Annotated in this window: 22 protein-coding genes and 1 pseudogene; 21 read left to right on the top strand and 2 right to left on the bottom strand. The window is 44.3% G+C overall.

Annotated elements, in window-relative coordinates; genetic code table 11:
- Nucleotides 1-48 precede the first annotated feature (48 nt).
- The 21 genes from fliL (at nucleotide 49) to Q4Q49_RS06690 (ending at nucleotide 18,865) form a co-directional block, all read left to right on the top strand.
- Nucleotides 49-576, top strand: coding sequence for a flagellar basal body-associated protein FliL (gene fliL / locus Q4Q49_RS06790; protein ID WP_063884841.1), 528 nt, complete (start codon nucleotides 49-51; stop codon nucleotides 574-576).
- 48 nt (nucleotides 577-624) lie between these two features.
- Complete coding sequence (gene fliM, locus Q4Q49_RS06785) at nucleotides 625-1,656, top strand: flagellar motor switch protein FliM (protein WP_063884842.1); 1,032 nt, start codon at nucleotides 625-627, stop codon at nucleotides 1,654-1,656.
- Nucleotides 1,657-1,667: 11 nt separating this feature from the next.
- The gene (fliN, locus tag Q4Q49_RS06780) at nucleotides 1,668-2,048 is read left to right on the top strand and encodes a flagellar motor switch protein FliN (protein ID WP_028761182.1); all 381 of its coding nucleotides are present in this window, start codon (nucleotides 1,668-1,670) and stop codon (nucleotides 2,046-2,048) included.
- A gap of 29 nt (nucleotides 2,049-2,077) precedes the next feature.
- A complete protein-coding gene (gene fliO / locus Q4Q49_RS06775) occupies nucleotides 2,078-2,506 on the top strand; it encodes a flagellar biosynthetic protein FliO (RefSeq protein WP_063884843.1) in 429 nt (142 codons plus the stop codon).
- The gene (gene fliP, locus Q4Q49_RS06770) at nucleotides 2,503-3,249 is read left to right on the top strand and encodes a flagellar type III secretion system pore protein FliP (protein ID WP_063884844.1); all 747 of its coding nucleotides are present in this window, start codon (nucleotides 2,503-2,505) and stop codon (nucleotides 3,247-3,249) included. The genes fliO and fliP overlap by 4 nt, the downstream gene beginning before the upstream one ends.
- Nucleotides 3,250-3,267: 18 nt before the next feature.
- A complete protein-coding gene (fliQ, locus tag Q4Q49_RS06765; RefSeq protein ID WP_006082394.1) occupies nucleotides 3,268-3,537 on the top strand; it encodes a flagellar biosynthesis protein FliQ in 270 nt (89 codons plus the stop codon).
- A 4-nt stretch (nucleotides 3,538-3,541) separates the two neighbouring features.
- Nucleotides 3,542-4,339 carry a flagellar biosynthetic protein FliR gene (fliR, locus tag Q4Q49_RS06760; protein WP_220590726.1) on the top strand — a complete coding sequence of 266 codons (798 nt, stop codon included), beginning with the start codon at nucleotides 3,542-3,544 and terminating at the stop codon, nucleotides 4,337-4,339.
- Between the two features lie 18 nt (nucleotides 4,340-4,357).
- A complete protein-coding gene (gene flhB / locus Q4Q49_RS06755) occupies nucleotides 4,358-5,488 on the top strand; it encodes a flagellar biosynthesis protein FlhB (protein ID WP_311998967.1) in 1,131 nt (376 codons plus the stop codon).
- 183 nt (nucleotides 5,489-5,671) lie between these two features.
- Nucleotides 5,672-7,771, top strand: coding sequence for a flagellar biosynthesis protein FlhA (gene flhA, locus Q4Q49_RS06750; protein ID WP_006082391.1), 2,100 nt, complete (start codon nucleotides 5,672-5,674; stop codon nucleotides 7,769-7,771).
- A gap of 11 nt (nucleotides 7,772-7,782) precedes the next feature.
- Nucleotides 7,783-9,165 carry a flagellar biosynthesis protein FlhF gene (gene flhF, locus Q4Q49_RS06745; protein WP_283628120.1) on the top strand — a complete coding sequence of 461 codons (1,383 nt, stop codon included), beginning with the start codon at nucleotides 7,783-7,785 and terminating at the stop codon, nucleotides 9,163-9,165.
- Between the two features lie 4 nt (nucleotides 9,166-9,169).
- Nucleotides 9,170-10,051 (top strand): MinD/ParA family protein, encoded by an 882-nt coding sequence (locus Q4Q49_RS06740; RefSeq protein WP_006082389.1) that lies wholly within the window; start codon nucleotides 9,170-9,172, stop codon nucleotides 10,049-10,051.
- Entirely contained in the window at nucleotides 10,044-10,757 is a 714-nt protein-coding gene (locus tag Q4Q49_RS06735; protein WP_006082388.1) for an RNA polymerase sigma factor FliA, read from the top strand. The genes Q4Q49_RS06740 and Q4Q49_RS06735 overlap by 8 nt, the downstream gene beginning before the upstream one ends.
- 47 nt (nucleotides 10,758-10,804) lie before the next feature.
- Complete coding sequence (cheY, locus tag Q4Q49_RS06730; RefSeq protein WP_007649667.1) at nucleotides 10,805-11,188, top strand: chemotaxis response regulator CheY; 384 nt, start codon at nucleotides 10,805-10,807, stop codon at nucleotides 11,186-11,188.
- Nucleotides 11,189-11,201: 13 nt separating this feature from the next.
- The gene (locus Q4Q49_RS06725; RefSeq protein ID WP_106651064.1) at nucleotides 11,202-11,939 is read left to right on the top strand and encodes a protein phosphatase CheZ; all 738 of its coding nucleotides are present in this window, start codon (nucleotides 11,202-11,204) and stop codon (nucleotides 11,937-11,939) included.
- 15 nt (nucleotides 11,940-11,954) lie between these two features.
- On the top strand, nucleotides 11,955-14,186 hold the full coding sequence (locus Q4Q49_RS06720) for a chemotaxis protein CheA (protein WP_311998966.1): 2,232 nt from the start codon (nucleotides 11,955-11,957) through the stop codon (nucleotides 14,184-14,186).
- Nucleotides 14,187-14,206: 20 nt separating this feature from the next.
- A complete protein-coding gene (locus Q4Q49_RS06715) occupies nucleotides 14,207-15,334 on the top strand; it encodes a chemotaxis response regulator protein-glutamate methylesterase (protein ID WP_311998964.1) in 1,128 nt (375 codons plus the stop codon).
- Nucleotides 15,335-15,347: 13 nt separating this feature from the next.
- The gene (locus Q4Q49_RS06710) at nucleotides 15,348-15,887 is read left to right on the top strand and encodes a membrane anchored protein in chemotaxis locus (protein WP_311998963.1); all 540 of its coding nucleotides are present in this window, start codon (nucleotides 15,348-15,350) and stop codon (nucleotides 15,885-15,887) included.
- A gap of 66 nt (nucleotides 15,888-15,953) precedes the next feature.
- The gene (locus Q4Q49_RS06705; RefSeq protein WP_220590720.1) at nucleotides 15,954-16,745 is read left to right on the top strand and encodes a ParA family protein; all 792 of its coding nucleotides are present in this window, start codon (nucleotides 15,954-15,956) and stop codon (nucleotides 16,743-16,745) included.
- Nucleotides 16,729-17,736, top strand: coding sequence for a chemotaxis protein CheW (locus tag Q4Q49_RS06700; protein ID WP_311897806.1), 1,008 nt, complete (start codon nucleotides 16,729-16,731; stop codon nucleotides 17,734-17,736). Before Q4Q49_RS06705 ends, Q4Q49_RS06700 begins: the two co-directional genes overlap by 17 nt.
- Nucleotides 17,737-17,743: 7 nt before the next feature.
- Nucleotides 17,744-18,238: a chemotaxis protein CheW gene (locus tag Q4Q49_RS06695; RefSeq protein ID WP_006082380.1), complete on the top strand. Its 495-nt coding sequence runs from the start codon at nucleotides 17,744-17,746 to the stop codon at nucleotides 18,236-18,238.
- Between the two features lie 228 nt (nucleotides 18,239-18,466).
- Entirely contained in the window at nucleotides 18,467-18,865 is a 399-nt protein-coding gene (locus tag Q4Q49_RS06690) for a DUF2802 domain-containing protein (protein ID WP_006082379.1), read from the top strand.
- Between the two features lie 69 nt (nucleotides 18,866-18,934).
- On the opposite strand, the gene Q4Q49_RS06685 is transcribed toward Q4Q49_RS06690, so the two are convergent.
- Together Q4Q49_RS06685 and Q4Q49_RS06680 are read right to left on the bottom strand one after the other, a co-directional pair.
- Entirely contained in the window at nucleotides 18,935-19,243 is a 309-nt protein-coding gene (locus Q4Q49_RS06685) for an EscU/YscU/HrcU family type III secretion system export apparatus switch protein (protein ID WP_311897805.1), read from the bottom strand.
- A 42-nt stretch (nucleotides 19,244-19,285) separates the two neighbouring features.
- Nucleotides 19,286-20,548, bottom strand: a pseudogene (locus Q4Q49_RS06680) (flagellar hook-length control protein FliK); the annotation flags it as partial.

Genomic DNA, 20,548 nt, shown 5'->3' with positions numbered 1-20,548 from the left:
ATATTAATAAAACGTAAGAGTTTCTGCCTAAATTAAAGAGAATAGTGAATGGCTAAGGAAGAATCGTTAGAACTTGAGAACACCGAAGCTCCCAAAAGTAAAAAAAAGCTCTTTATTTTTATTGGAGTGGGGGTTTTAGTTGCACTGCTTATTGCCGGTGCCCTATGGTTTTTCCTTGGTAGTAGTTCTGAGGACGCCACGACGTCAACTGACGGAGCCGTACAAACAGAAACTCCTGCTGAAAGTGGTGCGCTGACTACCGCATCCTATGTGCCTATGCCACGTCCTTTTTTGTTTAACCTGCCTGGCCCTGATCGCGCTCGTTTAGTTGAGATTAAAGTACAGTTAATGGTACGTGGCACAGATGATGATGTGCTGACACAAAAACACATTCCGCTGATTGAAGATGCGCTTTTAACGACTTTCAGTGGCGCAGATGTGCAAAAACTCAGTACGCAAGCGGGTAAAGATGAATTACGCCAGTTAGCACTCTTAAGCGTGCAAAATACCCTGCAGTCGGTCACTGGCCGTAAAGTTGTCGAGAAAGTGCTGTTTACTGGTTTTGTGATGCAATAACCCTTTACTGATAGTGGGTAAGTAATCTAAAGAGGCGAAGGCAATATAGTGAGTGATTTATTAAGCCAAGACGAGATTGATGCACTCTTGCACGGGGTTGATGACGTCGATGATGATGACGAAATTGATTCCGCTGGTCATGATGCGCGTTCCTACGATTTCTCTTCCCAAGATCGCATTGTTCGTGGGCGTATGCCGACGCTGGAAATTGTGAATGAGCGTTTTGCACGTCATTTGCGGATCAGTATGTTTAATATGATGCGTCGCGCTGCTGAAGTGTCGATCAACGGTGTACAGATGCTCAAGTTTGGAGAGTATGTACATACGCTATTCGTTCCTACTAGTCTGAATATGGTACGTTTTAGTCCGCTCAAAGGTACAGCATTGATCACAATGGAAGCCAGATTGGTGTTCATCCTAGTGGATAACTTCTTTGGGGGAGATGGCCGTTTCCATGCCAAGATCGAAGGGCGGGAATTTACGCCTACTGAGAGACGTATCGTACAGCTATTGCTTAAAATAATTTTTGAAGATTATAAAGATGCGTGGGCACCGGTGATGGATGTGGAGTTCGATTATTTGGACTCAGAAGTCAATCCTGCCATGGCCAACATTGTCAGTCCTACTGAAGTTGTCGTGATTAACTCATTCCATATTGAAGTTGATGGTGGTGGCGGTGATTTCCATATCACTATGCCGTATTCCATGATTGAGCCGATTCGCGAGTTGCTCGATGCGGGTGTTCAAAGTGATAAGCAAGATACTGACATGCGTTGGTCGCAGGCATTGCATGATGAAATCATGGATGTGAAGGTCGGGTTCGATGCCAACATTGTGGAACATGAATTAACGCTCAAAGATGTGATGAATTTTAAAGCGGGCGATATTATTCCGATTGAGTTACCGGAATATATTATGATGAAAATCGAGGATTTACCGACATATCGTTGTAAAATGGGCCGTTCTAGAGATAACCTAGCACTTAAAATATATGAAAAGATCCCTCGGCCAGAAACCGTTAAATCCGAGCTACAATTAGTGACGCGCAAGGGTAAATCTCGCGATATATCAGAATTATAAGGTGAAGTAAGATGAGCACAGACGATACGGATGATTGGGCTGCAGCAATGGCAGAACAAGCTTTAGAAGAAGCTAACGCGATTGAGCTCGATGAATTAGTTGATGATTCGAGACCTATCTCTAAAGCAGAAGCGGCGAAATTAGACACTATTTTAGATATCCCCGTCACTATCTCTATGGAAGTGGGCCGTAGCTATATCAGTATTCGTAACTTGTTGCAGTTAAACCAAGGTTCTGTGGTTGAGCTCGACAGAGTTGCGGGTGAACCTTTAGATGTGATGGTTAACGGTACGCTGATTGCGCATGGTGAGGTTGTGGTTGTAAACGATAAATTCGGTATTCGTTTAACCGATGTGATCAGTCAAACCGAGCGAATTAAAAAGCTTAAATAATTGTCTCATCAACGAAAGTTGGAACCAGAATGACCATATCGGTAATACTCAGTTTAGCTGCAGTATCTCAAGCAAAAACTGAGAGTCTTGTAGGCGATAGTACTCAAGGCGTAACAGCTGTGACATCTTCGGCCGCAAAAATGGCTGAACCTTCCCAAGTCGCAACCCTAGCGAGTATGTTAGGTGGCTTAATTCTGGTTTTACTCTTAATTTTTGCGTTAGCTTATTTATTAAGACGGTTCAATTTAGTTCCTACGACCAACGGTGTTTTAAAAACCATAGCCGTGACTTCGCTCGGTCAGAAAGAGCGTTTAGTCTTAGTGCAGGTGGGGGAGCAGCAATATTTACTTGGCGTTAGCTCGCAGCAGGTGAGTTTGATTGATAAGTTAGTTGAACCTATTCATATAGAGTCTGATTCCTTTGCGAGTCGGCTACGTCAGGCGAAATTAAAACAATGACAACACGTATCCTCGCGTTAGTTGGCTTAGTTATTCTGTTATGCATGCCGTCGGCATGGGCCGCTGATGGTGTTTTGCCTGCAGTGACTGTAACAACAGGACCAGACGGCTCCACAGAATACTCAGTCACAATGCAGATTTTACTGCTGATGACATCGCTGAGTTTTTTACCTGCGATGCTCATCATGTTGACCTCTTTCACGCGGATCATCATTGTTCTGTCTATATTACGTCAAGCTATTGGCTTACAACAAACACCTTCCAATCAAGTATTAATTGGCATGAGTTTATTCATGACCTTTTTTATTATGGCGCCGGTATTTGACCGGATTTATGACGAAGGGGTTAAGCCTTACATTGAGGAGCAGTTAACCCTGCAGCAAGCGTTCGAAAAAGGTAAAGAACCAATAAGAAGCTTTATGTTAGGTCAAGTTAGGACCACAGACTTAAAAACTTTTATCGAAATTTCAGGCTACAAAAACATTAAGTCGCCCGAAGAAGCCCCGATGAGCGTGCTGATACCCGCCTTTATTACCAGCGAGCTAAAAACAGCTTTTCAAATTGGTTTTATGTTGTTCGTGCCGTTTTTAGTGTTAGATCTAGTGGTGGCCAGTATCTTAATGGCCATGGGTATGATGATGTTATCCCCTATGATAGTGTCGCTACCATTTAAGATCATGCTGTTTGTGCTCGTCGATGGTTGGAGCTTAGTCCTAGGGACATTAGCGAATAGTTTCGGGTAGCCAAGGGAGAATATGCAAATGAGTCCAGAGGCGCTAATTGATATTTTTCGTGAGGCTCTCGCTGTTATTGTCATGATGGTGTCTGCAATTGTATTACCTGGGCTGGGTATTGGTTTGATTGTCGCCGTGTTTCAAGCCGCGACTTCGATTAACGAGCAAACTTTAAGTTTTCTACCGCGATTGTTAGTGACACTTTTCGGTTTGATGTTCATGGGACATTGGTTAGTTGAAACCCTAATGGACTTTTTTGTCGAGATGGTTAATCGCATCCCGCAAGTAATAGGCTAATCCAATGGAGCTGCTGCTCGATACGTTAATGCAGACCATTGCCGCTTATATGTGGCCACTGTTTCGGGTTGCTAGCATGTTAATGGTGATGGTGGTATTTGGGGCCGCAACCACTCCAACTCGTGTGCGCTTACTATTAGCCATGGCGATTACCTTTGCGATAGCACCAGTCCTTCCTCCTGTTCAAAATGCCGATCTATTTTCACTCAGTGCAGTATTTATTACTGCGCAGCAAATCATTATTGGTGTTGCCATGGGGTTTGTGACTCAAATGGTGATGCAAGTTTTCGTATTAACCGGCCAGATTATTGGTATGCAAACCAGTCTCGGGTTTGCTTCTATGGTTGATCCTGGTTCGGGTCAGCAAACACCCGTTATTGGTAACTTTTTTCTATTATTGGCGACATTAATCTTCTTAGCCGTAGATGGCCATCTGTTGATGATCCGTATGTTGGTGGCGAGTTTTGAGACCCTACCCATTTCTAATCAAGGATTAACCCTCACTAGCTACCGTGCTTTAGCAGATTGGGGCTCGTATATGTTTGGTGCGGCATTAACTATGTCGATATCCGCGATTATTGCCTTGTTATTAGTGAACTTGTCCTTCGGTGTGATGACCCGCGCCGCGCCGCAATTAAATATTTTCTCTATTGGTTTTCCGATCACTATGATTGGCGGATTGTTTATTCTCTGGTTAACCTTAACACCTGTTATGGCCCATTTTGATGAAGTGTGGACTGCGGCTCAAGTGCTGCTTTGCGATATGTTAGCGCTTCAATGTAACGCCGATGGTTTGATATGACGGTATTAGGAGCAGCCCATGGCTGAAGAGTCAAGCGGTGAACGCAGTGAGGAACCCACTGGGAGACGTCTCGAACAGGCGCGGGAAAAAGGACAAATTGCGCGTTCGAAAGAACTCGGTACAGCAGCGGTATTAATTTCCGCTGCATGTGGCTTTTATATGTTAGGTCCAAGTCTAGCCACAAGTTTAACTCGGGTATTTGAGACTGTTTTCACCATGGACAGGGCGCAAATTTTTGATACTGAAGAAATGTTTAATGTATGGGGCGTTGTCGCGAGCGAAATCGCCTGGCCCATGGCAAAAATTATGCTGTTAATTGTGGTTGTCGCTTTCATTGGCAATATATCCCTTGGCGGGATGAATTTCTCTACCCAAGCCATGATGCCTAAGGCCAGTAAAATGAGCCCAGTCGCAGGTTTGAAGCGCATGTTCGGTGTGCAGGCGTTAGTTGAGCTGACGAAGGGGATTGCCAAGTTTTCTGTGGTGGCATTTTCTGCGTATTTATTACTGAGCTTTTACTTCAATGATATTATGTTGCTATCTAGTGATCATCTTCCTGGTAATATTTACCACGCATTAGATTTACTTGTGTGGATGTTTATCCTGTTGTGTTCCTCTATTTTATTGATTGTCGTCATCGACGTGCCGTTCCAAATTTGGAATCACAACAAGCAACTTAAGATGACCAAACAAGAAGTAAAGGATGAATATAAAGACACTGAAGGGAAGCCTGAAGTGAAATCGCGAGTAAGGCAGATGCAGCATGAGTTGGCTCAGCGCAGAATGATGGCTGAAGTACCCAATGCCGATGTCATCGTTGTTAACCCTGAGCATTTTGCAGTAGCGATTAAATACGATGTAAAGCGCTCCGCTGCACCCTTTGTCATAGCTAAAGGCGTTGATGACGTCGCATTTAAAATTCGTGAGATTGCTCGCGAACACAATATTGCCATTGTCTCTGCACCACCTCTTGCGAGGGCGATATACCATACGACTAAGTTAGATCAACAAATCCCCGAAGGACTATTTACTGCCGTTGCACAGATTTTGGCTTATGTTTTCCAGTTACGTCAATATCAGAAAGGACGTGGTCGTAAACCTATTCCTGTCCCGCTTAATCAGCCCATCCCTGATGAGTTAAAATATTAAGTTAGCAGCATCTGACACTCGGGAGCGAAAGTCAGATAATGTCACTTTGTATGGATATTCCACTGTTATTTCTTCTTTATATCAATAAGTCACTCGTATAAATTTTCTTAATTAGTCTGATTTATTTTGTTGGCGCGTTTTTTGCTTTTCGCTTATTACACGTCAAAATTTAGGTTATAGCGAATGGATGTTAAAGCGACTCTTGGTCAAGTAAAACAAATGCGGCTGAGCTCATTCAAAGGCATTGGTACGCCTATGGTTGTGCTTGCTGCATTGGCCATGATTGTTTTACCTATTCCTCCATTCTTATTAGACATACTTTTCTCATTCAACATAGCCTTAGCGCTCATCGTATTGTTAGTCGCTATTTATACCGATAGGCCATTAGATTTTGCCGCTTTTCCAACTGTATTGCTGGTGGCGACATTACTACGACTTGCACTAAACGTCGCTTCAACTCGTGTGGTATTACTCGAAGGCCATAATGGCGGTGATGCGGCAGGTAAGGTGATCGAAGCCTTCGGTTCTGTGGTGATCGGCGGTAACTATGCCGTTGGTTTAGTTGTCTTTATCATTTTGATTATTATCAACTTTGCGGTGGTGACTAAAGGTGCCGGTCGTATAGCAGAAGTGAGCGCCCGCTTTACCTTGGACGCTATGCCTGGCAAGCAAATGGCAATTGATGCCGATTTAAATGCTGGAACCTTAAACCAAGACCAAGCAAGAATACGTCGCGCCGAAGTGACCCGTGAAGCTGATTTTTATGGCGCGATGGATGGTGCTTCAAAATTCGTAAAAGGTGATGCCGTTGCGGGTATCATGATTTTAGTGATCAACATCTTAGGTGGTTTCATCATAGGTATTGTTCAGCATGGCTTAAGTTTCTCTGAAGCGGTTGAAATTTATACCTTGCTGACTATTGGTGATGGTCTGGTGGCGCAGATCCCAGGCTTATTACTGTCAATCGCAGCCGCCTTGATGGTAACCCGTCAAAATGAATCGGGCGATATGGGCCAAATGATGATGAGTCAGATGTTTGACAGTCATAAATCATTGGGTATCGCCGCCGGAGTGTTATTTGTCATGGGTATTGTTCCTGGCATGCCACATATGGCGTTCTTAAGCTTCGCCTTTATTACTGCGGGTGCTGCCTATTTTGTCTATAAGCGTAATGAATCAAAACGCATTAAAGCCCTAGAACAAGTCAAATCTGGCCCGATTGAGAGACAAGATAAAGAGCCTAAAGAACTGGGTTGGGATGATGTACATCATGTTGATACTATTGGGCTTGAGGTTGGATATCGTTTGATCCCACTGGTCGATAAGGGCCAAGGTGGCGAGTTATTAAGCCGTATAAAAGGAGTCCGTAAGAAGTTATCGCAAGAGTTGGGCTTCTTAGTACCTGCGGTGCATATTCGCGATAACTTAGATTTGTCACCTAATGCCTACCGCATTTCTCTAATGGGCGTAGTCGTTGGTGAGGCGGATATTCGTCACGACTGCGAATTGGCGATTAATCCTGGCCAAGTCTATGGCAAGCTTGATGGTATCGAAACGCGCGATCCAGCTTTTGGTCTTGAAGCGGTATGGATTGCCCCTGAATTACGTGAACATGCCCAAACATTAGGGTATACCGTCGTTGATGCCGCCACAGTTGTGGCAACCCATATTAGTCAATTGTTGACCAATAATGCTGCTAAGTTGTTAGGATATGAAGAAGTGCAACAACTGATGGATATGCTTGCGAAACACTCGCCTAAGCTGGTGGATGGCTTTATTCCTGATGTAATGCCACTAGGACATGTCGTAAAAGTGATGCAGAACCTATTAAATGAAGGGGTTTCAGTCAGAGACTTGCGTACTATAGTGCAAACTTTGTTAGAATACGGCACTAAGAGTAATGACACTGAAGTCTTGACCGCTGCAGTCCGTATCGCGTTGAAACGTATGATCGTCCAGGAAATTTCAGGCCCAGAGCTCGAAATCCCTGTCATAACTTTGGCGCCAGAGTTGGAACAGATGTTGCATCAGTCAATGCAAGCAACCGGTGGTGATGGTCCTAACATTGAACCCGGTCTTGCAGAACGCATGCAGCAGTCCCTTGCCGATGCGGCTCAGAAGCAAGAAATGGTCGGACAACCCGCCATATTGTTGACGTCAGGTATGTTACGCGCGACGCTGTCACGCTTTGTTAAACATACTATTCCTAATCTCAGAGTCATTTCATATCAAGAAATACCTGATGAGAAGCAAATACGTATCGTATCTGCAGTCGGCCAGTAGAGGACGCATAAGTGAAGATTAAACGATTTTTTGCCAAAGACATGCGCGCCGCACTGGCCCAAGTGAAAGAAACACTCGGCTCAGATGCCGTCATTATGTCAAATAAGAAAGTGAATGGGGGCATCGAAATTGTCGCCGCCGTTGACTATGACGAACCTAAAGCGAAAACCGCAGCTACTGCGCCAGCGCCAACCTTTATGGACGTGAGTGACGACCTTGTGTCCTTGGGTGCTAAGCAGCCAGTACGAGTAGAAACCCGTGCTAAGCCAGCGGCACCTGCTGACTCATTACAAGCCTTGCTAGAGAAGCAACAAAGCCGTTTGAATCAACAAATGTCGCATCAGCAAGTTGATGCCGCGTTACCCGCATGGGCAAAGGGCTTACAAGCGCCGGCAGCGGCAAAAGTGGAGCGTCGCGAAGCGCCTGCTACTTTTGATAAGAAGCCACAAACATCACAGAAACAAAGCGCTGATATTGAGGCAATGCGTGATGAGTTAGCCTCATTGCGTAATTTATTGACACACCAAGTGTCCTCTTTGATGACAGAACATAAAAAACGCATCGACCCCGTCGGTGCTATGCTCGAGGCCAAGTTACTTGAGGCTGAATTCTCCCCTGCGGTTGCGAATAAATTAGCGGCGCTGAGCCAACATTATACGCCTGCAGAATTAGTCAGAGCCTTACCTCAAAGTTTAGCTAATATGCTTGATAATCAAGGTGATGATATTGTTAAACAGGGCGGGGTGGTTGCATTAGTGGGTCCAACGGGTGTGGGTAAAACCACGTCATTAGCGAAACTTGCAGCCCGTTTTGCTGCCCATCACGGTGCTGAGCATGTGGCTTTGATAACGACAGATCATTATCGCATCGGAGCCTATGAGCAATTAGCAACTTATGGCAAAATAATGGGCTGCCCTGTAAAGCAAGCTCATGATCTAAATGAATTAGAGCAAATTCTCTATCAGTTTAGGAATCGCAAGCTAGTATTGATAGATACGGCTGGCATGGGACAGCGAGATATGCGTCTTTACCAGCAACTTGATAATTTAACTGCAAATAGCAGGATACCTATCCGCAGTTATCTGGTACTGTCTGCGACAGGACAGCGCCGTGTGCTGCAAGATGCAGTCAATCATTTTAAACGCATTCCCCTATCTGGTGTCGTTCTCACAAAACTCGATGAATCTGTGTCGTTAGCAGGGGCATTAAGTGTGTTGATCCAAAATGGATTACCATTAAGTTATGTTACTGATGGACAAAGAGTTCCTGAAGATATGAAAGTTGCGGATACCTTAGATTTAGCCCAGCAGGCACTCGCAGCGTTAGATAGTACAGAACAACAATCATTACAAGACACAGCGTGGTCAGATAATATGGCCTGTGCATTTGAGTAGATTTATGACCCTGGATCAAGCAAGTGGTTTACGTATGATGAATCAACCCTATAACGAAAAAGTGAAAGTAATCGCGGTCACAGGTGGTAAAGGCGGCGTTGGTAAAACCAGCGTCTCCATTAATACTGCTGTGGCATTAGCCGAAAAAGGCAAGCGTGTCTTGGTACTTGATGCTGACCTTGGCTTAGCAAACGTCGATGTCATGCTGGGTATTCGCGCCGAGCGTAACCTCTCCCATGTTCTCTCTGGTGATGCAGAGCTTGACGATATTATCGTTCGTGGCCCTAAAGGGATTGGCATAGTGCCAGCCACTTCAGGAACACAAGGGATGGTGGAATTAAGCCCAGCGCAACATGCTGGGTTAATTCGCGCATTTAGTGAGATGCGGACTCAGTTTGATATTCTAGTCGTAGATACTGCTGCTGGGATTTCAGATATGGTGCTCAGTTTCTCACGTGCATCGCAGGATGTGCTGGTCGTTGTTTGTGATGAACCCACATCAATTACCGATGCCTATGCCCTGATAAAAATCCTCAGCCGTGAGCATGGTGTGTTCCGTTTTAAAATAGTTGCCAATATGGTGCGTAGTTTACGCGAAGGTATGGAATTATTTGCTAAACTCAGTAAAGTGACCGACAGATTTTTAGATGTCGCCCTTGAATTAGTTGCAACTATTCCATTTGACGAAAACTTACGTAAATCAGTTCGTAAGCAAAAACTGGTAGTTGAAGCTTATCCTAAATCACCAGCGGCGATTGCGTATCAAGGATTGGCAAATAAAATTCTGAGCTGGCCTGTACCGCAGCAACCTGGTGGGCATTTGGAGTTTTTCGTTGAGCGTTTAGTGCAACGACCAGATTTTCAAGAGGAAAAAACGAGTGAATAAAGCCGCTGCGTATACTTGTTTAGACAATAAATCGTCGATCGTTGAACAGTATGCTCCGTTGGTGAAAAGAATTGCGCATCATTTACTCGCCAGATTACCTGCCTCAGTGCAGCTAGATGATTTACTCCAAGCTGGGATGATGGGTTTATTAGAAGCATCATCCAAGTTTGATGGTGGCAAGGGTGCGAAATTTGAAACCTTCGCCGGCATACGTATACGAGGGGCGATGTTAGATGAAATTCGCCGTGGTGATTGGGTGCCTCGTTCCGTTCATCGTAATAACCGCAAGGTTGCACATGCTATTGATGAGTTAGAGCAAGCGCTGGGTCGTGATGCACGCGACACAGAAATTGCAGAAAAACTTGATATGACGCTCGATGAGTACCATCATATTCTTAACGATGTTTCTGTCGGAAAAATCATAGGGATAGAAGACTTAGGCGTATCTCAGGATATACTTACAGTGAGTGATCGGTCCGATGATGATTCATTTGAAGCATTAGCTGAGAACCAATTTCATTCTGCTCTGGTTGAGGCAATTAAATTATTGCCTGAAAGAGATGCATTAGTGTTATCCCTGTACTACGATGAAGCATTGAATTTAAAAGAGATTGGCGCCATTCTTGAGGTCAGTGAATCGCGTGTTAGCCAGATATTAAGTCAGGCAATGTTGCGATTGAAAGCTAAACTCAAGCACTGGACATAAGTATAATTATTAATCGAGCACAGAATGTCAGCTCACCGGAGGAAACCTTGGACAAGAATATGAAGATTCTCATTGTTGACGATTTTTCGACAATGAGGCGTATCATCAAGAACTTGTTGCGAGACTTGGGGTTTAACAATACCCAAGAAGCAGACGATGGCTCAACAGCCCTGCCGATGTTGCAAAAGGGGGATTTTGATTTTGTTGTTACAGATTGGAATATGCCCGGTATGCAAGGCATCGATCTGTTAAAAGCAATTCGCGCAGATGATTCGCTAAAGCATTTACCCGTATTAATGGTGACAGCTGAAGCAAAACGTGAACAGATTATCGCTGCCGCTCAAGCGGGAGTGAATGGATATGTGGTTAAGCCTTTTACCGCTGCAACGCTGAAAGAGAAGCTAGATAAAATATTCGAACGACTCGCTTGAGCAAGGATGAGCTATGAAGTCACAAACATCAGGGCTCATCACGCTCGAACAAGCTCAGCACTTGGTTGAATTATTAAGTGTCGGTGAGCAACGTCAGGCAGATGATTTATTTCGGGAGCTTGCTGCTCCACTGCAACGAGAATTATTTGAAGAGGTAGGGAAATTAACTCGGCAACTTCATAGCGCTTTAATGGATTTTCAAGTTGATAATCGTCTAGCTGAATTAGCCAATACAGAAATTCCCGATGCCAAACAACGTTTAAATTACGTTATTGACATGACTGAACAAGCGGCAAATAAAACCATGGATGCGGTAGAAGAATGTTTACCTTTGGCCAATGCCGTAACGGTGAATATTCAAAAAGTCATGCCATCTTGGGACAAATTAATGCGCCGAGAAATAGAACTCAGCGAGTTTAAGGTTCTTTGCCACGATGTCCAAGATCTTATGTCCCGTAGTTCAAATGACTCGACTCGACTGCGTGAATTGTTAAATCAAATATTGATGGCGCAAGATTTTCAAGACTTAACAGGACAAATGATACGTCGTGTTATTGATCTGGTTATGGAAGTAGAAAGTAATCTGGTTTCTATGCTGACGGTATTTGGTGAGCAGCCTATGATTGAAAGTCAGATTGCTCAGAAAAATAATATTGAAGCGGAAGGGCCGATAATGAATGCCGAGCTTCGTCAAGATGTAGTAACGGGTCAAGACGAAGTGGATGATCTTCTATCGAGTCTGGGTTTCTAACTGGGAGTCAATTTGATGGCCTTTGATGTAGATGAAGAGATACTCCAGGACTTTTTAATCGAAGCCGGTGAAATTTTAGAGCTTCTGCAAGAGCAACTCGTTGCGCTTGAAAATAATCCTGATGACACTAACTTGCTAAACGCCATTTTTAGAGGGTTCCACACCGTTAAAGGTGGCGCAGGCTTTCTTAGCTTAACTCCCATGGTCGATGTGTGTCATGAGGCTGAAAATACCTTCGATTTATTACGGACTGGTAAACGTAGCGTCAATGCAGAGCTGATGGATATTATTTTGCAGGCTGTTGATGCAATTAATACCATGTTTGCTCAAACGCAGCAGGGCGAGCAGCAAGATCCTGCCGATTCGGGTTTGTTGGCTAGGCTTAAAATGCTGAGTTCAGGTGCGCCATTGCCATCTGAAGTTGCGTCTGCAGAGGTGGTCGAAATTGTCGAACCTGAGCCTGTCGTTGAAACCATTGTTGAAACTCCCGTCCCACAAGACATCCCTATAGAGATAAGTCATAGCTCATCTTCAAGTATTGATGATATCAACGACGCTGAATTTGAAGCTTTATTAGATGCGCTTCATGGCTCAGGAAAAGGTCCTGCGGCGGCTACCGCCGTGGTCTCTGATCCTGTTGTCGCTAAGCCAGCTGCGCCAGTTAAAGCGTCTCCTGCATCGGGCGATGACATCACTGATGACGAGTTTGAAGCATTGCTTGATGAACTTCATGGTTCTGGCAAGTTTAAAGTCGAGGCAGAAGTGCCGGCTAAACCAAAGGTTGTCGCCGCACCTACGCCTCAACCTATAGTCGATGCCGATGAAATTACCGATGATGAGTTTGAAAGATTACTTGATGAACTCCATGGTAAAGGCGTAGCACCTGCGAAAGCTGACGTAAAAGCGTCGCCAGTCACGCCAGCTGTGGCAGCTGCACCTAAAGCCGCAGTGACTCCTGAGCCTGCGAAAGTTGCAGCGCCAGCCCCCGTTGTTGCCGCAAAACCGAAAGTAGACATCGCGGTTGTAGAGAAAGCACCTGCTAAAGCAAGTTCAGCAAATGTGCCTCAAGGTGAAACCACGGTTCGTGTTGATACTGCACGACTCGACCAAATCATGAATATGGTCGGTGAGTTAGTATTAGTGCGTAATCGATTAGTGAGCTTAGGCATCAGTCGTGATGATGAGGAAATGTCTAAGGCCCTTGCGAACTTAGATCTCGTGACAGCCGATTTACAGGGCGCGGTGATGAAAACCCGTATGCAACCGATCAAGAAAGTGTTTGGTCGTTTCCCTCGGGTAGTACGTGATCTTGCGCGTACGCTCAATAAAGAAATTGATTTGATCATGGTCGGTGAAGAAACCGACCTAGATAAAAACTTAGTTGAAGCGCTTGCCGATCCACTCGTCCACTTAGTGCGTAACTCTGTGGATCACGGTATTGAAATGCCAAACGAGCGTGAAGCCAATGGCAAGCCGAGAACGGGTACTATTACCTTATCTGCAAGTCAGGAAGGTGACCATATACTGCTGAAAATCGAAGACGATGGCGCAGGTATGGACCCTGAAAAACTGAAAAAAATCGCGATAACGCGCGGTGTGCTCGATGAAGATTCAGCTTCGCGAATGACTGACAGCGAAGCTTATAATTTGATTTTTGCGCCCGGTTTTTCGACTAAGGTCGAGATTTCAGATATTTCTGGTCGTGGCGTTGGGATGGACGTGGTAAAAACCCGTATCACTCAGCTTAACGGCACAGTGCATATTGATTCTATGAAAGGTAAGGGCACGATACTTGAGATTAAAGTACCGTTAACGCTGGCGATTATGCCGACCTTAATGGTTGATGTCGCTAAACAAGTGTTTGCATTACCTCTGTCTAGCGTGAACGAGATATTCCATCTCGATCTCACTAAGACCAATATCGTCGACGGACAACTCACCGTCATAGTGCGTAACAAGGCTGTGCCTTTGTTCTATTTGGAGCACTGGCTACATAGAAACAAAACCACCTTTAAACATGGCGATAAAAAGCATGGTCATGTGGTGATTGTACAATTAGGTATGATGCAAATTGGTTTTGTGGTCGATGCCCTAATAGGCCAAGAAGAGGTGGTGATTAAACCCCTTGGCGCTATGTTACATGGCACTCCTGGGATGGCTGGCGCGACGATTACATCGGATGGCGGTATCGCACTGATCTTAGATGTCCCTGGATTGTTAAAGCATTATGCGAAAAGTAAGAATTAGTTTCCAAGCTAAGGAATGGAATGGCCATTAAAGTATTAGTCGTTGATGACTCAAGTTTTTTCAGACGACGTGTTAGTGAAATAGTCAATCAAGATCCTGAACTGGAAGTTATCGCGACGGCCTCAAATGGGGCCGAAGCGGTGAAGATGGCTGCTGAGCTTAATCCTCAAGTTATCACTATGGATATTGAGATGCCCGTGATGGATGGCATTACTGCCGTCCGTGAGATCATGGCTAAATGTCCTACTCCGATCTTGATGTTTTCTTCTTTAACCCATGATGGCGCTAAAGCAACGTTAGATGCTTTAGATGCTGGTGCGTTAGATTTTCTACCTAAACGTTTTGAAGACATTGCTACCAATAAAGATGATGCTATTTTATTGTTGCAGCAGAGAGTTAAGGCATTGGGACGCCGCAGAATGTTTCGTCCTATTGCACGTCCTGTCGTCGCTTCAACATCTAGCGTGCGTCCAACAAGTAGCGTTTTAGGGACAACGAGTATAGCGGCGCATACTCCAGCCACGGCTCCTGTGAGGACCTCAACAGCAGCGTCGATTCGTGCAAGCGGTAAGCAGTATAAAATACTGCTGATCGGCACATCTACTGGTGGTCCAGTTGCCTTGCAAAAAATTCTTACCCAATTCCCGGCAAACTATCCGCATCCGATTTTATTAATCCAGCATATGCCAGCAGCTTTTACGCCAGCATTTGCAAGTCGTTTGAATGGTTTATGTAAGATTGAAGTAAAAGAAGCCGCGAATGGCGATCTTCTTAGACCAGGTTGTGCGTATTTAGCGCCAGGCGGAATGCAAATGATGGTTGAACGTACTGGCGCAAGTGGTCGATTAAAGGTCATTGCTGGCAGTGCAGACATGAACTATAAGCCTTGCGTTGATATCACCTTTGCTTCTGCATCCAAAGCCTTTAGCGGTGACGTCCTTGCCGTTGTGCTAACTGGTATGGGCGCGGATGGCAGAGAAGGTGCCCGCATGTTGAAAGCAGTCGGTGCGACCATTTGGGCGCAGGATGAAGCCAGTTGTGTGGTTTATGGCATGCCGCAGGCTGTCGCTAGTGCTGGTATTGCCACTCAGTCGATTGCGTTAGACAACATGGCTGAATGCATTTTAAAAGAGTCTGTTCGTGTCTAAGAGTCTGCATCCGATGAGCACGAATAGTGTGCTCATCATTTTGCTGATGGCGATTGCTATTTTGTGTCTTGGCGCCTTGAGTCTCGATTATCGGCATAAAAATAGTTTGTTGAGAGAAGAGATAAATCGTTTGGAATCGACTCAGGTACTGTTAATGGTCCCTGATGAACAAGCTGAAGCAATTGCTGCTTGGTTAGCGTCTCATCCTGATCAAACTAAAGCTATGCTGCAATTGGCTACTCCTGGTGAACAAAAGGCTGTGACAATTGGTCCTGAATCTACCCAGATTATTGTTCCGCCTTTGCTGAATAAGCAGAATTCTGGGGTGGATACGACGAAGAATAACGCTAATCAGCAACCTTTAGTTCCTACGCTGCTCCAGACGCCAAATAAGAATTTCGAGACTGCGACTTCGCCTATTGAACCTAATCAGTCAATTGAACCGAAAAATGCACAGATGCTGCCAGTGGTGATTTCTGAAAATGCCGATGGAGTTAAAGTGATTAGTTTACCCAATGGTGGTATCCGAGTTACGACGAGAGAAGAGCAATAACCTTTGGAATGCGTGTTAAATATTCTCATTTATTAGCATTGAATCAATTTATGTGGGGGTCACTTCTTGAAAGTCTGGACCATAGCGAATCAAAAAGGTGGTGTAGGCAAAACCACGACGGTTGCGAGTTTAGCGGGAATCTTAGCTAAGCGTGGCAAGCGTGTGCTTATGATTGACACCGATCCACACGCTTCGCTAGGTTATTATTTAGGCATTGATTCTGAAGAGGTTCCTGGCTCTTTATTTGATGTGTTTCTGGCCCATAAAAGCCTCTCTAAAGAACTCGTTTTATCCCATGTAGTACCAACCTTAGTCGATGGTCTCGACTTGTTGCCGGCCACTATGGCATTGGCAACATTAGACAGAGCCTTAGGTCATCAAGAGGGGATGGGGTTAGTTTTACGTAATTTATTAGCGTTAGTTGCTGATGAATATGATGTGGCTATCGTTGATTGTCCACCCGTACTTGGTGTTTTAATGGTCAATGCCCTTGCGGCAAGTCAGCATATTATTATTCCCGTGCAGACTGAGTTTCTTGCCATTAAAGGGCTAGAGCGGATGATAAAAACGATGGAGTTGATGGGGCGATCTAAAAAGACGCGTTACAGCTATACTGTCGTGCCAACCATGTACGATAAACGTACTAAGGCATCACCCGCTGCTTTGCAAGTGCTGGGCACAGAATACACTGAAACCCTATGGAAGGACGTGATTCCAGTCGATACTAAGTTTAGAGATGCCAGTTTGGCACATTTACCTGCATCGCATTATGCGAGTGGATGTCGTGGTGTAAAAGCCTATGAAAGATTATTAGATTTTTTATTAGTTGGGGAGTTTGGCCATGTCAAAATCGGTTGATGAAACTGTTTTTGATTTTTTCGCATTATTGCTGCAGGAAGACGACGCTCCAAGTCAGGCAGTTTCTCCTCAAAGCATAGTAAAAGCTGACTCAAATCAAAATGTTGCCACTAATCAAACGGAGGCGGCATTACTTGATGCAGCAATCTTGGCTGAAAATGGTCGTACGGCTGCATCACAAGCTCATGAGAGGGCGATAACGCCAACTGTACAGCTACAACCAAAAGCGACGCCAAGACAACATGAGTTTGTTGCACCTGTAAGTAAGATTGCTTCTCAAGTGGATAAGCAAGCGCTAGAAAAATTGCTGGCGCCTGTACTTAAGGCTAAAACAGTAGAACCGACACCATCTTTTGTCGAAGTTACGCCTGCTGTTGATGTTCAACCCGTGGTGGAAGTACCACAAGCACAGCCTGCTATTGAAGAGCCAGTTAATGATGAAATAATTGCTGAAGAAGTCGTTGAGCCAGTGGTTGTGCCAGAAACACAAGTCGGTATTACGCCTCCTAGTGTGACAAAAGATTTGCAAGAAGTGCTCGATGATGAGTTTCAGGTACTATTCTTTAAAGTAGCAGGGCTGACATTGGCTGTGCCTTTGGTCAGTTTAGGCGGAATAGTTAAAATTGAGCGGATAAACCATATCTTTGGCAGACCCGCATGGTTTCTCGGTGTACAAACGCATAGGGAAGAGCAATTAAATATTGTCGACACTTGTGCGTGGGTTATGCCAGAAAAATATTCAGATAAACTGGCGCAATCGGTAAATTATCAATATCTTGTACTACTAGAAGGCAGTAACTGGGGATTAACTTGTGAGTCCTTAGTCAATGCGGTAAAAATTAATAAATCGCAAGTCAACTGGCGTAGTCAAGCGGGTAAACGCCCTTGGTTAGCGGGTGTAGTGAAAGAGCAGATGTGTGGCATTTTGCACGTACAAGCCTTAGTTGAAATGCTTAATGCGGGTTTAGGTTGTCAGGACTCAATTGGTTGAGGTAAACATGAAAGATACAAGAAATGTAGCAGCAGTCGCTGCAAGTAAAGATGATGCAGTATTACAATGGGTTACCTTTAAGTTAGACCATGAAACTTACGGCATCAACGTAATGCAAGTGCAGGAAGTATTGCGTTACACTGAAATCGCTCCCGTGCCCGGTGCGCCTTATTACGTATTAGGCATCATTAACTTACGTGGTAACGTTGTCACAGTTATTGATACCCGCTCACGTTTTGGATTGCAGTCTGCCGAAGTTGATGACTCAACTCGAATCGTTATCATCGAAGCTGAAAAGCAAGTCATTGGCATCTTAGTTGATAGTGTTGCCGAAGTGGTTTATTTACGCCGCTCAGAAATCGACAATGCACCAAATGTCGGAACGGAAGAGAGTGCTAAATTCATTCAAGGTGTGAGTAATCGCGACAATGAATTACTCATCTTAGTCGATCTCGACAAGTTATTATCCGATGAAGAATGGGCCGAATTGACTCAGATTTAATCAATTAGCGAGATAAGGCTGAATGATATTAATTCATTCAGCTATTTTGTGTATTTGCGAATAAATCGATGATTCTAAGTCTTTACGATTTATGGATAGATAAAGTATTTTATCGCGGTTTGAACAATGGCTAATGATATTGAGTCATTTATGTACAGCACTTTGGAATAGATAACTCAGTTGGAATGCCTGCTAATTTATGGCTATGAGTGAGTATAAGGATTTTTAATGGGCGATGAATTTTTGATCGCAGCGTTAGTCTATGTCATCGCATGCTTAGGATTAGTACTCTTTTTACAAAAACAATTGAGCAAACTAAGAAGCAAGGTCGAAGCGTTAACCGTCTTAGTCAAAGAAGGTGATCGTCAGCGAGAGTCATTTAAGCGTGAGTTGCAAGAGTTGCGCAGTGGCACTATCGGAGTCGGTCGGCGTGTGATTGAGTTAGAAAAACGCCTACTTCAACAGTCGGAACGGATAGAAGAGACAACTCAACAGGACCCACAGGCAAAGCTTTATACTCGAGCCATGAAAATGGTGGCGCTTGGCGCTGGTGTGGATGAGTTGATTAAAGAATGCGAACTACCCAAAGCGGAAGCCGAGTTATTGATCCGACTTCATCGCAAGTGATCGCAAAAGATTGATAGTTATTGCCTATTGAACACTAAAAGCTAATTTCTTTAAATTGGCTTTTTTATTTTATGCCTTCTCAACAATTTTTTGATGCATATTATTCCATTGCTCGGGAAACTTACCGTCGAGCATATACACAAATGCGATCAGTTCGGCGATAAGCAGATAAAGCTCCTTAGGAATTTCCTCTCCTAGCTCTAACAACTGTAGAAAATGGCTTAGATGGGGATCTTGATGGATATACACACCGTTAGCCTTGGCTAAAGCAATAATCTCTTCTGCGATAAGCCCTTCACCTGTTGCCACAATTTTAGGCGCGTTATGACCATCATAGCTCAGCGCGACAGCTTGTTTAGGTTCTCTCTCTTCGCTCATTGGGTTATTCCTAAAGTATTCAAATTTAGTATCCTACCCTAGCTAAGCCTTCGTCTTGACGAGGAAATGATCACCAGGTAATAAGGTTGCTGGTACTTGCGCTATTTGTGTCGTGATCTCGCCTGGCGTAAACCCAAGCTGTGATAGTTTTTGGCTTAAGGGCGTTAAAAAGTTATTGACCTTATTGAGTAGCATTTGGCTATTGCCTTTAAACTGGATATCTAACTGTTGATTGTGCTGCTGAGCTGCAATCAGCAGTGGACCTTGTGCTAAATTAAACTTGAGCTGTAAACGCCATCCCGCTTTCTTCTCTGGATCATCTGAATCAACTTCTTGCTCAAATTTACCTTCCAATTGCTCGTGGCGTTGATTAATGCCATAGGGCAGGGCAAAGAACCAGACTAAATTGCCTGCATTCTCATTGCTTGCCTGTTGGTACAAATGTAAGTTTGAGGCCAATTTCCCCATGCTATCAAGACCGCCAGCTTTACTTAGTTGGCCAAGTTGTTTAGTGGAAAAGCCGACTTTGGCTTGCAGTTGCTCAAGATAATCGGCCAATTTCTTACTCATTGAATTCGAACTATTATTAGCCTTAAAGCCTAGTAGTAGTTGAAATAGTGAGGTAATCGCACTGGCATTCATGAACATTGAGGCTTGATTTGACAGAGGTGTGGCAAGGTTAAGACTCGTTAGCCCGAGGATATTGGCCTTGAGCTCATCTAAATCATTTAACTGACTGAGTGGCGGTAATCCTATATGCGGTAAGTGCTTTAACAACTCTGATGCTAAATTTGAGCTGTTGTTAGAACGGGACAACTCAATAGGAAGTGCCCCCGCTTTATTAAACGCTTTTTGCAAAACATCAGCCACCTTCATAGGGTTGTCGGTTTTTGTGTCATTGCCATGTAGATCATTTTTTTGCGTATTGAGCCCTAAAATATTTTTTTGACTCACAGTAGGCACTACTTCCACCGCTTCAGCACTTTGAGCACCAATATTAGTACTAGTGATTACATTGGCAAGCGTAGGCGTTGGAGCCAACCTCTTAGGGTTTTGTATTATCTGGTTATTATTCGTTTTAGGGTCTTGATGCGAGGTATCAGCCGATTTCTTTACAAGTCCAGCATCCAATGAGGATGAATTCCTTGTTATTTGCTCGAAAGTCGCAGTCGAAGAGCTAGGTTGAATTGCTTGTGATGGCGATGAATGACTCAGAACGGATGGCGTAGCGAGTACCTGACTTGAATCTCGGGTGCTCAGTATCGTTGACATTGTTACTTTGACAGGCATTGCATCTGTTGTTTT

Origin of the sequence: Shewanella sp. SP1S1-7 (assembly GCF_031932105.1) — a bacterium.
In the GTDB taxonomy this organism is placed as follows: Bacteria; Pseudomonadota; Gammaproteobacteria; order Enterobacterales; family Shewanellaceae; genus Shewanella; species Shewanella baltica.
The sequence above is the reverse complement of the archived record's forward strand: the minus strand, read 5'-3'. Positions and strand labels throughout refer to the sequence as shown.